At 37.7% G+C, this 16,054-nt stretch carries 13 protein-coding genes; 7 read left to right on the top strand and 6 right to left on the bottom strand.

The features are described 5' to 3' along the window. The first annotated feature begins 157 nt into the window (after window positions 1–157). From ACY2A0_RS00535 to ACY2A0_RS00520, 4 genes are all read left to right on the top strand, one after another. Window positions 158–1,108, top strand: a complete 951-nt coding sequence (locus ACY2A0_RS00535; protein ID WP_461787689.1) for a phosphoribosylaminoimidazolesuccinocarboxamide synthase — start codon at window positions 158–160, stop codon at window positions 1,106–1,108. 98 nt (window positions 1,109–1,206) lie between these two features. Next, window positions 1,207–1,593, top strand: coding sequence for an STAS domain-containing protein (locus ACY2A0_RS00530; protein WP_461787688.1), 387 nt, complete (start codon window positions 1,207–1,209; stop codon window positions 1,591–1,593). A gap of 7 nt (window positions 1,594–1,600) precedes the next feature. After that, entirely contained in the window at window positions 1,601–2,512 is a 912-nt protein-coding gene (locus ACY2A0_RS00525) for a ribonuclease Z (protein WP_461787687.1), read from the top strand. A 174-nt stretch (window positions 2,513–2,686) separates the two neighbouring features. Next, a complete protein-coding gene (locus tag ACY2A0_RS00520; protein ID WP_461787686.1) occupies window positions 2,687–2,878 on the top strand; it encodes a cold-shock protein in 192 nt (63 codons plus the stop codon). Between the two features lie 122 nt (window positions 2,879–3,000). Here the strand turns inward: ACY2A0_RS00520 and ACY2A0_RS00515 are convergent, their stop codons facing one another. The 3 genes from ACY2A0_RS00515 to ACY2A0_RS00505 form a co-directional block, all read right to left on the bottom strand. After that, window positions 3,001–3,954 carry an MlaD family protein gene (locus ACY2A0_RS00515; protein ID WP_461787685.1) on the bottom strand — a complete coding sequence of 318 codons (954 nt, stop codon included), beginning with the start codon at window positions 3,952–3,954 and terminating at the stop codon, window positions 3,001–3,003. A gap of 78 nt (window positions 3,955–4,032) precedes the next feature. Next, entirely contained in the window at window positions 4,033–4,809 is a 777-nt protein-coding gene (locus tag ACY2A0_RS00510) for an N-acetylmuramoyl-L-alanine amidase family protein (protein ID WP_461787684.1), read from the bottom strand. 30 nt (window positions 4,810–4,839) lie between these two features. Continuing rightward, the gene (locus ACY2A0_RS00505) at window positions 4,840–5,718 is read right to left on the bottom strand and encodes an N-acetylmuramoyl-L-alanine amidase family protein (RefSeq protein WP_461787683.1); all 879 of its coding nucleotides are present in this window, start codon (window positions 5,716–5,718) and stop codon (window positions 4,840–4,842) included. A gap of 107 nt (window positions 5,719–5,825) precedes the next feature. On the opposite strand from ACY2A0_RS00505, the gene ACY2A0_RS00500 reads away from it, so the two are divergent. The 3 genes from ACY2A0_RS00500 to ACY2A0_RS00490 all read left to right on the top strand — a co-directional run bounded on the left by ACY2A0_RS00500 (window position 5,826) and on the right by ACY2A0_RS00490 (window position 11,380). Further along, a complete protein-coding gene (locus tag ACY2A0_RS00500) occupies window positions 5,826–8,486 on the top strand; it encodes a putative LPS assembly protein LptD (RefSeq protein ID WP_461787682.1) in 2,661 nt (886 codons plus the stop codon). A gap of 173 nt (window positions 8,487–8,659) precedes the next feature. Continuing rightward, window positions 8,660–9,910 carry a competence/damage-inducible protein A gene (locus ACY2A0_RS00495; protein WP_461787681.1) on the top strand — a complete coding sequence of 417 codons (1,251 nt, stop codon included), beginning with the start codon at window positions 8,660–8,662 and terminating at the stop codon, window positions 9,908–9,910. A gap of 114 nt (window positions 9,911–10,024) precedes the next feature. Beyond that, window positions 10,025–11,380, top strand: coding sequence for a dihydrolipoamide acetyltransferase family protein (locus ACY2A0_RS00490; protein ID WP_461787680.1), 1,356 nt, complete (start codon window positions 10,025–10,027; stop codon window positions 11,378–11,380). A 772-nt stretch (window positions 11,381–12,152) separates the two neighbouring features. Here the strand turns inward: ACY2A0_RS00490 and ACY2A0_RS00485 are convergent. The 3 genes from ACY2A0_RS00485 to ACY2A0_RS00475 all read right to left on the bottom strand — a co-directional run bounded on the left by ACY2A0_RS00485 (window position 12,153) and on the right by ACY2A0_RS00475 (window position 15,911). Further along, window positions 12,153–13,394 carry a homoserine dehydrogenase gene (locus tag ACY2A0_RS00485; RefSeq protein WP_461787679.1) on the bottom strand — a complete coding sequence of 414 codons (1,242 nt, stop codon included), beginning with the start codon at window positions 13,392–13,394 and terminating at the stop codon, window positions 12,153–12,155. A 115-nt stretch (window positions 13,395–13,509) separates the two neighbouring features. Next, complete coding sequence (locus ACY2A0_RS00480; RefSeq protein WP_461787678.1) at window positions 13,510–14,568, bottom strand: homoserine O-acetyltransferase family protein; 1,059 nt, start codon at window positions 14,566–14,568, stop codon at window positions 13,510–13,512. Window positions 14,569–14,609: 41 nt separating this feature from the next. Next, window positions 14,610–15,911: an O-acetylhomoserine aminocarboxypropyltransferase/cysteine synthase family protein gene (locus tag ACY2A0_RS00475; RefSeq protein WP_461787677.1), complete on the bottom strand. Its 1,302-nt coding sequence runs from the start codon at window positions 15,909–15,911 to the stop codon at window positions 14,610–14,612. Window positions 15,912–16,054: the final 143 nt, after the last annotated feature.

The following is a 16,054-nucleotide window of genomic DNA, read 5'->3' as shown; positions in this document are numbered from 1 at the left end:
TTAGGAGTTAGTGGTCAGGTATCAGTTATCTACTCCCTAAAATTTAAAGTCCGAAGATGAAATGACATAATTCAGTCTTCGGACTTTTTGTTTTTAACCCAAAAACTTCCAACATCTGACATCGGACATCCGACTTTTTTCCTATTTTTATACCCTCATGAAAGCAGTAAAAGAAACCAAATTCACTTTTCCAAAACAGAGCAGTTTTTATAAAGGCAAAGTACGTGATGTGTATACCATTGATAACCAGTTAATGGCAATGGTAGTAACCGATAGAATTTCTGCGTTTGATGTTGTTTTGCCAGAAGCTATTCCATACAAAGGGCAGGTGCTGAATCAAATTGCGGCTAAGTTTTTATCGGCCACTAAAGATATTGTTCCTAACTGGGTTTTATCAACACCTGATGAAATGGTGACTATTGGACGTATTTGCGAGCCTTTTAAAGTGGAGATGGTGATAAGAGGTTATTTGGCTGGTCATGCGGCTCGCGAATATGCTGCGGGTAAACGTCAGGTTTGTGGGGTAAGCTTGCCAGAAGGTCTAAAGGAAAACGATAAGCTGCCTCAGCCTATCATTACGCCAACTACTAAAGCAGCCGTTGGTCATGACGAAGATATTTCTAAAGAAGATATTTTGGCTAAAGGAATTGTATCTTTAAGTGATTACGAAAAATTGGAATCGTACACACAGGCTTTATATCAAAGAGGGGTAGAGATGGCAGCCGAAAGAGGCTTGATTTTGGTAGATACAAAGTATGAGTTCGGTAAAGTGGGGGATGAAATTTATTTAATTGATGAAATTCATACGCCGGATTCTTCCCGCTATTTTTATGCAGAAGGTTATGAAGAGAGGCAAGCCGCTGACGAACCTCAAAAGCAACTTTCAAAAGAGTTTGTGCGTAAATGGTTGATCGAAAATGGCTTCCAAGGTAAGGATGGACAGGTAGTTCCATCAATGACTGAGGAAATTGTCGCCTCCATTTCTGATCGTTACATAGAGCTTTATGAGCAAATTACAGGAGAGCAATTTGTAAAAAATCCTTCCGAAAATATTTTAAATAGAATAGAAAATAATACCAAGGCAGCTATTGAACAATTGCTTCAGTAGGCAGTTTTCAGTAGGCAGTTAACAGTTTTTAGGTAACCAATTTGAACAAGTTAGCAGTTGATCGATTACCAATTGAGAATTAACCAAAATCAAAAAATATGAAATTTAGTGTAGATAAGCATGAGAAATATGTAGTGTTGAAATTAGAGGAGCCGAAATTCACTAATGATAATACACCAGCATTGAAATCTGAATTTGTATTGCTAAATACAGAGGGATACCGAAATATCGTTTTGGATTTATCAGCAGTTAAAGAGTGCAATGATGCACAGGATTTAAGCGCATTATTAGCTGGAGACAGACTTTGTAAGTCTGCAGATGGTATTTTTGTAGTTTGTTGCGTAAACAAAAATATTGCATCAATTATTCAAATGTCAAACCTTCATCAATCTGTTACGTTTGTTAATAAGTTGGACGAAGCTACAGATTTGATTTTCATGGAGGAAATTGAAAAGGAGCTTCGTGGCGGCGTAGACAAAGGGTAATTTATTGATGAAATTTGAAGTCACGATCTTAGGTAGCGCATCTGCTACACCGGTTTATAATAGAAACCCTACAGCGCAATTGCTAAACTGTAATGAGCGGTTTTATTTAATTGACTGCGGTGAGGGTACGCAACAGCAGCTGATAAAATTCGGTTTTAAGGCAGCTAAAATTGATTATATCTTCATCAGTCACTTGCATGGAGATCATTTTTTTGGCTTAATTGGATTATTATCTAGTTTGCATTTAAATGGACGCATAAAGCCATTATACTTATTTGGGCCTCCGGAATTAAAAGAAATCTTAGATCTACAATTTAAATACACGGATACACAACTAAGATATCCCATAAATTTTACTCCACTACACACGAAACACCCAGAAGTTATTTTCAAAAATAATGATGTAGTAGTGGAAACCATTATTTTGAACCATCGCATTCCGTGTACGGGTTTTAAGTTCACAGAGAAAAAACGATTGAGGAAGTTGATAGTTGAAAAGTTGGAGAAGGATCAAGTGCCTATCAATTACTATCCAATGCTTAAACGAAGTTTAGATATCGATTTGCCAGATGGGAGGCGAATTAATTATTTAGATTACACGACAGACTCGGCTATTCCCAAAGCTTATTGCTACTGCTCTGACACGAAGTATGATGAGCGCTATTTTAGCCAGATTGAAGGTGCAGACACTTTATATCATGAGGCTACATTTTTACATGAGATGTTGGAACGTGCTTTAGAAACTCATCATACCACTGCACAACAGGCTGCGGAAGTAGCTAATAAAGTTGGTGCCAAACGTCTGCTAATAGGCCACTTTTCTTCACGCTATAAAACTTTAGATGCCCTATTAGAAGAAGCTAAATTAGGCTTCGATAATACTCAACTAGCTACTGAAGGAAAAACGTTTGAGATATAATAGCGGCTTATCGATTGCCTTATTGTTCATTAATATCACTTTCAGAGACATGCTATAATTGTTGGATTTCAACGTTTCTTGCTTTTTATTTATAGTATATATTTATTTATTATTTGAAATAAATTGATTTTCAATAAATTATATCTATATTTGATTTTATTTAAAAAAGATATAATGCAAAAAGGAACAGTAAAATTTTTCAATGAGACCAAAGGTTTCGGATTTATTACACCAGCTAATGGCGACAATGAAATTTTTGTGCATATATCAGGCTTAATCGATGAAATTCGCGAGAATGATTACGTAAGTTATGATGTAGAGCAAGGTAAAAAAGGCTTAAATGCCGTAAATGTTAAGATAAGTTAAGATATTATCCGTCATACATTGTAAAGCATCTACCCCTGGTAGATGCTTTTTTTTGCGTATTAAAAAAGGGCAGAATGTATGCTACATTCTGCCCTTTGAAAAATTATTGTTTTAAATAAGCTTTACTTATCTTTCTTATTTCCGCCGCCGAACACAGAGAAATGAACATAGCGTTTTGGATTGGCCTTTAAGTCGATCATTAGCGCATCTAAGTTTTTCGAAGCACTATTCAGGTTGTCATACATCTGCCTGTCATTCAGCAAGGCACCCAATGTACCTTTTCCATTTTTTAAATCGTTAACCATGCCTTGTAAGTCGGCTACAGCTTTATTGGCATTATTTACAGTTTGTTCGAAATTTATGGCAGCAACTTTGTCTGTTACCGTATTTAGGTTGCGCATTACTGCATCAATTTTAGCACCATTGTTTTTGAAGTTAGCTGTAATAGCTTCCACGTTTGATAAAATAGCAGATAATTTTGAGCTTTCTGAACCTACCAATGCGTCAACTTTCTTAGAAGTCGCTTCTAATGAGGTTAAAGTTCCAGCTATACTGGTAAAACTACGATCGATATTTTTTTGTAAATTCGGATTCAATATGGTATTCACACTGGTTAAAATGGAATCCATTTTTGTAATGATCAACTCCGCTTTCTTTTGCACCGGCTGAAACGTTTCCATCAAACCTTTTTCTACGTTAGTTTGTAAAAAATCACCGTCCTCTGCAATATTCTTATCATTTCCCAAGGTCAATACGATAGCCTTGCTTCCCAAAAGATCGGTTCCTTCTAGGCGAGCGATGGTATTTTTTGGAATTTCATACTTTCCATTAATTTTCAAAGTCGCTTGAATGGTGGCGTCAGGCTGAAGGTCTAATGCCGCAACTCTACCAATTTGATATCCGTTGATCAGAACTGGTTTAGAAACTGTTAAGCCATCAACTTGTGTATACTTTGCATAAAGTATGGTTTCGTTTGAGAAAATGCTATTACCTTTTAAGAAGTTATATCCAATGATAAGCAATGCAATAGCAAAGGCTGCTAGTATACCTACTTTAGTTTCGTTTTTTATTTTCATTTGTGTAGTAGCGATTGTTTTAGTGGTGTTGAAGTCTTCAAGCTAATTTCGGCAAAAAACTTCAATTTATGGTTTATTTTAATTTTCAACTTCCTTTTTATATTGTTTCACAGCGTTCACTATGGCTGTAACTATTTCTTCCTGTCCTTCATCAGAATTGATATATTTTTCTTCCTGCGCATTAGAGATAAATCCAATTTCGGTTAACACCGAAGGCATAGCGGCACGCTGCAATATCAATAATCCTTGCTCTTTAACACCTCTGTTTACTCTTTTGTTTACTTCAGTGTAATTTTTTTGTATGTAGCTGGCAAGCGCCAAGCTTTTTGATCGATATAAAGATTTGTAAAGGGAAAGCAAAATCATTTCTTCCGGATCCGTTGGGTCGTAGCTGCCTTTCTTTTTATAATTTTTATCCTTGATGATTTCTTCGTTTTCTTTTAGTCCTGCATCCATCTCATTGATACGTCTGTAAGCACCAACAAAGGTTTCGGTACCCCGTACATGGCTATTGCCTGGGGGCATCGAGTTACAGTGTATTGAAATGAATAAATCCGCCTTGGCATCATTAGCAATTTCAGCTCTTTTGTACCAATCTACATCTACGTCAGTTTTACGCGTTTGGATTATCTTAATATCGGGAAGTTCCTGCTGTAGTTTTGCGCCTAATTTTAGAGCTACTTTTAAAGCTACATCTTTTTCCCACGAAAAATTGCCTTTAGCACCAGGTTTAACGCCTCCATGCCCTGCATCAATTACAATGGTTTTTATTTTATAACCTTGAGCACTTAGGCTGTTATAACTTACAATGAATGATAAAAATAGAAAGTAACTGAATATATTTTTTAGTTGCATTTAACTGATTTTTGTACAAAAGTACAAATATTAAATTTCAACGCTCAATTTATATGCTTGTATGGCTTTTAATAAACAGTTGGCAATTTCAGTTTGTCCAGCTTCCGAGTTCATGTAGTCTTCTTCTGCAGGATTAGAAATGAAGCCAATTTCGGTAAGCACCGCAGGCATCCCGGCTCTAGCTAGTACGGCTAAGCTTTTCTCTTGAACACCTCTGTTGATTCGTCCCACGCCTACATATTGGTCTTGAATTAACTTAGCAAACTTCAAACTTTGGCTTCTGAAGGTGTTTTTCATCAACGATAGTATAATGGCACTTTCGGGGTCGCTTGCGTCGAAACCTTCGTAGTTTTCTTTATAATTGTCCTCTAAAAATATAGCTGCGTTTTCTCGTTTAATTGCATCATCTTGCTCATCAATACGGCCACTACCAGATACAAACGTTTCGGTACCGCGAGTAGAAGTGCTCTTCACATGTCGGATACTGTAAATTGGTGTTTTTTTTCCTTTTTTTCCTTTTTTGTAACCGCTAATATAACGCTGACTATATACTGGCATATCGTTACAATGTATAGAAATAAAAAGGTCTGCCTTTTCTTTGTTAGCCAGTCCAATCCTTTCGTATAGGGGAATAAAAACATCTTCGGTTCTGGTATAAACAACTTTTACATCTGGCATAGCCTCGGTTATAGCCTTGCCCAAGCGCAATGCCGTACGTAAAGCCACATCTTTTTCGGTAGAATAGGCGCCTCTGGTACTTCCATCTTTACCTCCATGACCTGCATCAATTACAATTGTTTTTATTTTATATTGTTGTGCAAGTGATTGATTTACAGATATTAATATCGAAAATACAAAAATTACTAAAGTCAATATGTGTTTTGCTCTGCTCAATGGTATATTTTTCATTAATTTTGAACGTTTTGTGGTAAACATTATTGCAAAATAAACATTCACGCACAAATTTGAAACTTTTAAACAAACTCATTTTTTCCGTTTTTTTGCTTTGTTTAGCCTTGTCGGCTGAGAATAAAGTGTTTGCGTCTGCAAATGAAAGTTTTTTTCAAACCACACCTCAGCAGCAGGATACTGTAAAACGAGATACGACGAAGAAGGCGATGACAAAAAGCAGTCTTAATTCTAAGCTAGAGTATTATGCCAAGGATTCTGTTGTGGTAGACAGAAAGAATGAAGTACAGTATTTATATGGTGGGGCTAGAGTTAAGTATGAAGGTTTAGAACTTGATGCCGAATACATTGAATTTGATAACAAAAATAAAGTCATTTTTGCTAGGGGCGCTACCAACGAAAAAGGCAAATATTTCGGCAGGCCAATTTTCAAAACAGCGGATCAAGGGAGTTCAATGGCCGACTCGTTGAGCTATAATATCGAGAAAGGCAGCGGAATTGTAAACGGCGTCTATACAGAGCAGGAGGGAGGTTTCTTTTCTGGAGGTAAAACCAAGATGCAGCCTGATAATGAATTTCACGTAAAAGGCACTACGTATAGTACTTGTAATTTGCCTCATCCGCATTTTGGCATACACATTACTAAGGGTATTGCTACTGAAAATTACATTATTGCTGGTCCTGTATATATGAAGTTTGAGGATATACCAATGCCATTAGGCTTGCCATTCTTGTTTTTTCCTAAGCCTAACAAAAAAGCATCGGGCTTTATTTTGCCAACCCCAGGAGAAGATGCAACGAAAGGTTTTTCACTTTTAGGCGGTGGTTATTACATGGCTTTTAATGACTACATGGACGCCAGATTGTTAACGAATATTTACACCAACGGATCTTACGATTTTAACTTGGTATCCAATTATACCAAGCGCTACAAGTATAACGGTAACATTAATTTAACTTATTCCAGCACACGTAATGGTTTGGAGGGCACGCCTGAATACGAGCCAAGAAAAACGTTTATGATTGCTTGGAGTCATAGTCAGGGAGCAAATGCTCGTCCGGGAACAACTTTTGGTGCTTCCGTAAATGCTGGTTCAAGTGCGCACAATCAAATTACTGCAGCTAATGGAAGTTACGATCCTACCCGTTTCCTACAGAACTCATTGAATTCGAGTATTTCTTATGGTAAAGTTTTTGGTGACGGTTTGTTTAATTTTGCTTCAGCTTTAAGGCACTCTCAGGAAACGCAAAATAGAACCATTAGTTTAACCTTGCCTGATGTAAGTTTAAACATGTCAACCATAAGTCCATTTGATTCGAAAAAAAGGGTTGGCGAGCCTAAGTGGTATCAAAAATTGACCTTGGGTTACAGCATGAACGCCACTAATACCGTTAATACTACCGAAGATCTTTTATTTACTAAAGGAGGTTTTAACAGATTTACCAATAGCGTTAATCATAACATACCTATCAGCTTACCTTTCACCGTGGCTAAGTATTTTAATTTCTCTTCGAGTTTAAGCTATAGCGAGAAATGGGATTTTAAAACTCTCAGAAATAGATATATACTTACAGAGACAGGAACTCAAGTTTTAACAGATACCGTAAATGGCTTTAAACGCGGTGGTCAATACAGCTTAGGTACTAGCGTGTCTACTAAAATTTACGGCATCAAACAATTTAAAGGTGATGGAGCTATTAGAGCCATGCGCCACGTAATGACACCAAACGTGGGCTTTACTTACAGGCCTGATTTCTCAGCAGAAAAGTATGGATATTATAAACTTCAGCAATATTATACTAATGATTTAAGGCCTGGAAAAAGCCAGCCAATTCCTGGTGAGTATGTTTTGGATAATTTAGGCAATCCATTAAAGTATTCTATCTTCCCTAACGGCGGGCCTCCAGCTGGTAAGCAGGCAAGTATAAATTTCTCTGTGGATAATAACGTTGAGTTAAAAGTAAGGAATAAAAAAGATACCACGGGAACTGGAGAGAGAAAGCTTGCCATTTTACAGGGCTTGACTTTTTCAAGCTCGTACAATTTTATGGCTCAACAAAGAAAATTAGAACCAATTAACTTCAGTGGTCGCTCGCAGTTTACCGAGAAGCTAGGGGTTAACTTTAGTGGTACTTTTAGTCCTTATTTAGTAGAGGCTTACGATGAAGTAGTAGGAATAACCGGTGCAACGCAGTCCGTTAGAACTTCTTATCGTGAAGCAAATAAATATGTTTGGAGTGATGGTAAATTACCACGTTTAACTACGTTTACTTTCTCTTTTGACTATAGCTTGAATCCAGAAGCATTTAAGAAACGTAATGAGAATTTAGATAACATCAACAAGCAAAATAACTCATCGTCACGTACACAAGAGCAAATAGATGCTTTAAATGCAATAAGTCGTGATCCTAATGCATTTGTAGACTTTAACATTCCTTGGAATTTTTCATTCTCCTACACATTTTATTACGGCAATCCTTTGAGTAGGCCCGAAACTAGAACGTTGACCAATACGCTTAACTTTAGTGGTGATTTCAATTTAACACCTAAATGGAAGATTCAATATACTTCAGGATACGATTTTACTGCTAAAAATCTTTCACAAACTAATTTCTCTATCTACAGAGATTTACACTGTTGGGATTTGAGTGCTACTTGGGTTCCGTTTGGCCAATACCAAAGTTATTCTATTGATATCAAGGTAAAAGCTTCTGTGTTACAGGATTTGAAATTGAGCAAGCGTAAGGGTTTTTATACTAGATATTAGGAACTAGGAACTAGTGGTTAGGGATTAGGGACGAGATGCTAAGGATTAGGTGTTACGATCTAGTATTTATTATTAGCAAGTGAGAAAGTTAAATTTTAATTTTTAAAGATTTAGGAAGGGCGCTGTTGCAAACTGAACCCTAGCCCCTAACTACTGACAACCTAAATTCAAATATGTTCGCGGAAATTATAACCATTGGTGATGAAATTTTAATCGGTCAAATTGTAGATACTAATTCTGCTTGGATGGCCGTAGAGCTTAATAAGATTGGTGTAAAGGTTAAACAAATTACCTCAATTTCGGATGATGCCGAGCATATTGTAAACGCTTTGGATCAGGCGCAACAAAGAGCAGATTTGATTTTAATTACCGGCGGTTTAGGTCCCACAAAGGACGATATCACCAAGCATACCTTGGCCAAATACTTTAACATGCCGATGCGACTGGACGAAGTTACGTTAGCACATGTGAAGCAGTTCTTCGAAAAACTCAATCGCCCAATGATTGAGTCAAACGTAAAGCAAGCTGAAGTTCCTGATGGTTGCACCGTAATTATGAACAAAAATGGAACTGCTCCTTGTATGTGGTTTGAGCATCATGGTAAAATTATTGTATCAATGCCGGGTGTTCCGTTTGAAATGAAATATTTGATGGAAGACCAAATCATTCCTCGGATAAAAAAAGCGTTTCAACTACCTTTTATCATTCATCAAACTATTTTAACTGCTGGTTTAGGGGAATCATTTTTAGCGCAACAAATAGAAGATATTGAGGAAAGCTTGCCTGATCACATTAAGTTAGCTTACCTGCCTAAATTAGGATTAGTAAGGCTGCGTTTAAGTGCATCAGGATTCGATGAATTAGCGCTTCAAAAGGAGATTTTAATTTATACTCAGAAAATAGTTGAGCGGGTAGGGCAATATGTGGTATTGACTGAGGATGTGCCGTTTGAAAAAGCTATAATGAATTTAATGGAGGAAAATAGCCTCAGCTTATCTGTTGCGGAAAGTTGTACAGGAGGCTACCTGTCACATTTATTTACACAGCACCCTGGCTCTTCAACTGTGTTTCAAGGCGGTGCGGTCACTTACTCAAACGAATTAAAGCAGGCCGTTTTGGGAGTGAAAGAAGAAACACTGTTGGCTTTTGGAGCGGTAAGTGAGCAAACGGCTAACGAGATGGCTAAGGGGGCGGTTAACAATTTCAACACAGATTATGCCATTGCCATTACTGGTATTGCCGGTCCCGGTGGTGGAACTGCAGAAAAACCTGTAGGAACTGTTTGGATAGCGGTAGCTAATAGAAATGAAGTAAAAGCAAAAGTATTCCAATTTGCAAACCAGCGATTGCAAAATATTGAACGATCAGCCATGGCGGCATTAATGATGCTTTTTTTAAAGCTTAAAAATGATCTGAAAAATTAAAATGTTTTTCACGATGTTGTATATTGCCAACCGAGAACTTAGAACTCTTTCTTGTTCTTAACGGATTTTAGTATTTTTGCTGGCGAATCCAAATTACATAACCAAAAAATAGATATGGCTCAATACGAATTGTTATTGCCTAAAATGGGGGAAAGTGTTGCCGAAGCGACCATTATTAAATGGACAAAACAGCCAGGTGACCAAATCAAATTGGATGATACCATTTTAGAGATTGCTACGGATAAAGTAGATTCAGAAGTGCCTTCGCCAGTTGAAGGTAAATTGGTTAAGCAACTTTTTGCTGCGGATGAGGTAGTGCAAGTGGGTACAGTAATTGCTATCATTGAAACTGATGCTGCAGCTAGTGAAGTTCCCGCTGTTACTGAAAGTAGTATTGAGCAAGTGAAAGAAGCTCCTGCTGTGGAAGAAATTCCTGGCATTAGCCAAATTACCCATCAACCGCAAGAAACAATACAAGCTCAACCTGATTTTAAAACTTCGGAACGGTTCTATTCGCCTTTGGTTAAAAATATTGCAAAAGAGGAAGGCATTTCTGTGCAGGAGTTAGATGCAATTACAGGTTCCGGCGCTGAAGGTAGGTTGACTAAAGAAGATTTGTTGGCTTATGTACAGCAGAAAAAAGGATCTTCTTCACGCATTAGCGAAACTGTGGTGCAAGCTAGGGCGGAGGTGAATAAACCTGTGGAGCAAAAAGCAGCTCAACCTGCCAGTGCACCAGTTGCTACTAGCGTTACTGGCGGCGATGAAATTATCGAAATGGACAGGATGCGTAAGCTGATTTCTGATCACATGGTGATGAGCAAGCATACTTCGCCTCACGTAACTTCATTTGTGGAAGCCGATGTCACCAACTTAGTGCTTTGGCGTAACAAAGTGAAGAAAACTTTTGAGCAGCGTGAGAATGAAAAAATTACTTTTACGCCAATTTTTGTAGAGGCAGTAGCTAAGGCAATTAAAGATTTTCCAATGATCAATGTTTCGGTTAACGGAACACAAATCATTAAAAAGAAAGATATCAATATCGGTATGGCAGCAGCTTTGCCCTCTGGTAATTTAATTGTTCCTGTAATTAAAAATGCAGATCAGTTGAATTTATTGGGCCTTACCAAATCAGTTAATGATTTAGCTAATAGGGCCAGAGCATCTAAATTAAAACCTGATGAAACCCAAAATGGAACGTTTACTTTAACTAACGTGGGTTCTTTTGGTAATGTAATGGGTACGCCAATTATCAATCAGCCGCAGGTAGCAATTTTAGCAGTTGGTGCCATTAAAAAGAAACCTGCAGTGTTGGAAACCGAACATGGTGATGTAATTGCCATTAGGCACATGATGTTCCTTTCGTTATCTTATGACCATAGAGTTGTGGACGGCGCTTTGGGAGGTTCTTTTGTACGTAGAGTAGCAGATTACCTAGAGAATTGGGACATTAACAGGGAAATATCTTAATGTAGACTTCTATTTGAATGATATATCATGAGGCTTCACAATTTGTGAAGCTTTTTTGTTTAAAAGTTTAGTATTTAAGTGAGTTGGGGACAAGAGAATTATGCTATGTGCTGGCGATACCTTCAAATCTTCATTCAGCTAATTTTCAACCTCTTATTTTTTAACAAGTTTTAGGTTGTTTTAACGGTGTTAGAGAGCGCTTGCGGTATTCAGGCTGCAAAAGTAAATCGAATTAAACTAATAAATTGTTTGATTTACAATAATATACGATATTTACTGCCGAACTGACCCTGAAATAAATTCAGGGTGACGGCAAATTGGCGTTTCGTCATACTGTCCCGAATGTTCGGGATCAGTATCAGTTTTGAAAGCTAATTAGCAATGAATTTAATAATCGAACTCCGGTTAATAAGCCAAAGCAATTTCTTTGAAAGAAACCTGAGAAGCCAAGCATGAAAACAATTGAAAACAAAGTAACGCTTAATAATTAAGCAAACGAGAGTTTTTCAGCGAAGCTGACGAGCTCCGTAAACTCAGGTTTTGTTAATTTTGCTGTCAAACCTGGGGGAAGCGAAAGCATGAATACCAAAAAAAATAAACAATTATGAAAAAGTAATAGCCCAGCGGCGGCGAGCTAATAAATAGATGTAATGCAAATTTTTAAGAATTGTAAAAGTACTTAACCCTGCTCAAGTTATTTAAGATAATTAAATGTAAAAGCCCAGGCATCCACCGGGGCATTTTACTATCAAAACAAAACAATATAAAATATTTAATTCACAAGTATTTCTTCTTGGGCAACTGTCTTAACTAAATCTTCAGTATAAATAATGCGACCAGTATGGGCTACAAATACATCTTTGTTAGTCAGTATTTCTTTGTTTTCAAGTAGATTTTTAAGTGTAACCACTCCAATCACATATTTGTAATCGTTGCGGGTAAAACGCTCCGAAATACTTTCTAATCCTATTTTCTCCACGGTATATTCGTGTGCGTAACGTAGATATATTTCAAGTTTAACTTTGTCGGTATGCACAAGGCCATTTTGTTGATGGTATTTTTTATACTCGTACCTGTAATCATACCTCAATGCCGCAATGTCAGATAAAACTGCCGCCCCCGTTGGGTGGCCTCCAGCGCCTTTGCCAAAAAAGAATTGCTGATCAGCAAAAGCGGCTTGTACGGTTACACCATTGTACTCGTTTTCAACGTTGTAAAGGAAATCATCGTTTTTAACAAACTTAGGAAGTACAAAAGTGATGATTTGCTGCGTACTAATTTTACGTGCCGTTGGTACCAATTTAATCTTGTAGTTTTTCTCCTTCGCATATTGGATATCAGCATCATTTAAGTTTTGAATACCAATGTTCAATATCTTATCAGGATTTAAAAACAGCCCGTAAGCATGTGCCGTAGCAATGGTAAGCTTAAATTTAGGGTCATAACCACCAACATCCAAAATTGGGTTAGTTTCAGCAAAGCCTAAATCTTGTGCTTCTTTCAGAGCTGATTGATAGCTGGTGCCCTCGTTAAATATTTTAGAAAGGATGTAGTTAGATGAGCCATTGAAAATACCACTGATGCCATGTAGCAATTCATTGTCGTAGTATTCTTCCAGGTTTCTGATGATTGGAATACTGCCGCAAACTGCACCTTCGTAAAGTAAAGAAGTGCCAAATTTTTCCTGCAGCTGCACCAATTCTTCCAAATGATTAGCAATCATTTTTTTGTTGGCCGATACTACATTTTTTCCACTACTTAATGCTTTTTTTGCGATGTGGTAAGCTACCTCTGCATCATCAATTAGCTCAACAATGGTATTAATTTCCGGGTTGTCCAAAATCTCATCATGAGATGTGGTAAATAAATGTGCATCTAAAGTCCTGCGTTTTTCAGGGTTTTTAATTGCTATTTTAACGATTTCCAGATTTAGGTTTTGTGCCTTGATGATGTCATGTAAACCTTGGCCAACAACGCCAAATCCAAATAGTCCTATTTTAAGTTTCTTACTCATGTTGTTATGGTATTGTGATAAGCGTATTAGATGCGTTGCTTCATCCACTACGCCCATTACTTTTCGCTCTTTTTACTTTTAATTTTCTACGCTATTAACTTTCTACTTTTAACTTTTAAGCGGTATGCTGTAGTTTAATTACCTTTTTATTGTTCGCTGCGTGTTCTTTCAAGAAGTTCCCGATGATGTTGGTAAGCTTATCCGTTTCTATTAAAAACCCGTCATGGCCGTAGGCGCATTTAATGCTTGCAAACTGAGCGTCGTTAATGTGATTTGCCAAGAATTGCTGTTCAGTAATAGGAAACAACACATCGTTTTCGATTCCAATTACCAAGGTGTTAGCTTTCACTAACTTAAGTGCATCAGCTATGCTTTTCCTGCCTCTACCTACATTATGGCTATCCATCGCTTTGCTTAAATACCAGTAGCTATAAGCGTTAAAGCGCTTGCACAACTTTTCTCCCTGGTAGTTTTGGTATGATGAAGCTCTGAAATCCGTCGTTTTATCGTTTGAGCTTTCTAGTTGAGTTTCATTGTAAGCCTCGTAAGTTCTGTAAGAAAGCAAGGCAATACTTCTTGCGGTTTTTAGTCCTTTCAATCCACCGTCTGGTTTGTTCGCAAAAAATGTTCTATCGGTAGCAATGGCTAAACGCTGACTCTCATTAAAGGCAATTCCCCAAGGTGAATGTACTGCATTTGTTGCCACCAAAATCAAATTTTCAATTTCAGTTTTGCCGCTGATAGACCACTCCAAAGCCTGCTGACCACCTAACGATCCGCCAATTAATGCCTTAACTTGCTGAATACCCAAATGTTCTGCTAGTAACTGATGAATGGCTGCCAAATCTCTGATGCTGAATTCCGGAAAAGCCAAATAGTAAGGTTGTCCGGTGGTAGGGTTGGTGCTCAATGGGTTAGTAGTGCCATAATTAGAGCCTAAAACATTAGCACAAACAATGAAATGCTGTTCAGGATTAAACAAATCATTAGTGCCAAATAAGCCTTTCCACCAATCTAACACATCAGCATTCGCGGTGAGTGCGTGGCAAGCCCAAACTACATTATCTTTTTTGGCATTTAATGTGCCATAGGTTTGATAAGCAATTTCAAGATTACGAAGCTTTTTGCCGCTTTCTAGCTTGAATATTTTTGGATATTTATAGATGTTAGACATGTTTAAAGTTGGAATGTTGTGAGGTTGCTGCTTGAAAACGGTTAATTGAGTGCTGAGAAAGCTTGTTCGAAATCAGCTTTGATATCATCGATATGTTCAATACCAACGGATACTCTTAGCAAGTTAGGTGTTACGCCTGCGGCCAACTGCTCCTCGCTAGATAACTGTTGATGTGTAGTAGCTGAAGGTTGAATAATTAACGTCTTTGCATCACCAACGTTAGCCAAATGACTTACCAATTTCAGGTTGTCCACTAACTTGATTGCATTTTCTTTACTGCCTTTCAATTCGAAGCTTAGTACTGCTCCGAAACCATTTGATAAATATTTTTTCGCATTGGCGTGATATGGACTGCTTTCTAATCCTGGGTAGTTTACTTTTGTAACTGCCGGATGCTGTTCTAGCCATTTTGCTAAAGCTAGTGCATTCTCAACGTGGCGTTGTACCCTTAATGATAAGGTTTCCAAGCCTTGAAGTAATAGAAACGAGTTGAATGGCGATTGTGATGCACCAAAATCTCTCAATCCTTCCACCCTGGCTCTGATAATGAATTGAATATTTCCGAAAGGACCATTTTGTCCAAAAACATCGTTGAAAACTAATCCGTGGTAGCCTTCAGAAGGTTCGGTAAACTGTACAAATTTGCCATTGCCCCAGTTGTAGTTTCCGCCATCTACAATTACACCACCTATGCTAGTGCCATGTCCGCCAATCCATTTAGTAGCTGATTGCACCACTACGTTTGCGCCATGTTCTAAAGGTTTAAATAGATATCCAGCTGCGCCGAAGGTATTGTCAACGATAAGAGGAAGATCATGCTTTTTAGCAATAGCAGCAATTTTTTCAAAATCAAGTACCGAAAAAGAGGGATTGCCAATGGTTTCCACGTAAATTGCTTTGGTATTCTCATCTATTTTAGCTTCGAAATCAGCGGGTTGGTCAGCATCGGCAAACTTAACAGTGATGCCCAAACGCTTAAAAGCTACCTTAAATTGGTTGTAAGAACCGCCGTACAAATGACTTGAGGATACAAAATTATCTCCAGCCTGTAAGATGTTATTTAAGGCGATGAATTGTGCCGCTTGGCCTGATGATACCGCTAAAGCCGCCACGCCACCTTCCAACGCTGCAATGCGTTTTTCAAACACATCGGTGGTAGGGTTCATGATACGGGTATAGATGTTCCCAAATTCTTTTAGTGCAAATAAATTAGCACCATGCTCAGAATTTTTAAATCCGTAAGAAGTGGTTTGGTAAATTGGTACTGCCCTTGAACCGGTTGCTGGATCTATTTCTTGTCCTGCGTGTACTTGTAATGTTTCGAATTTATGTTGAGTTGACATTTGATCTATGGTTTTTTGATTTACGAATTTCGATTTGCTGTTGGCCTAGTTTTTAGGCATAATTGATGTTGCGTACCCTACTTTGGTAGGGCCTTCCTAATTGCGAGAAGTTTACAAGTGGAAGATTTTTGATTTTAGTACAT

Origin of the sequence: Pedobacter sp. (genome assembly GCF_965249885.1) — a bacterium.
In the GTDB taxonomy this organism is placed as follows: domain Bacteria; phylum Bacteroidota; class Bacteroidia; order Sphingobacteriales; family Sphingobacteriaceae; genus Pedobacter.
This window is presented reverse-complemented; position numbering and strand designations above follow the sequence as displayed.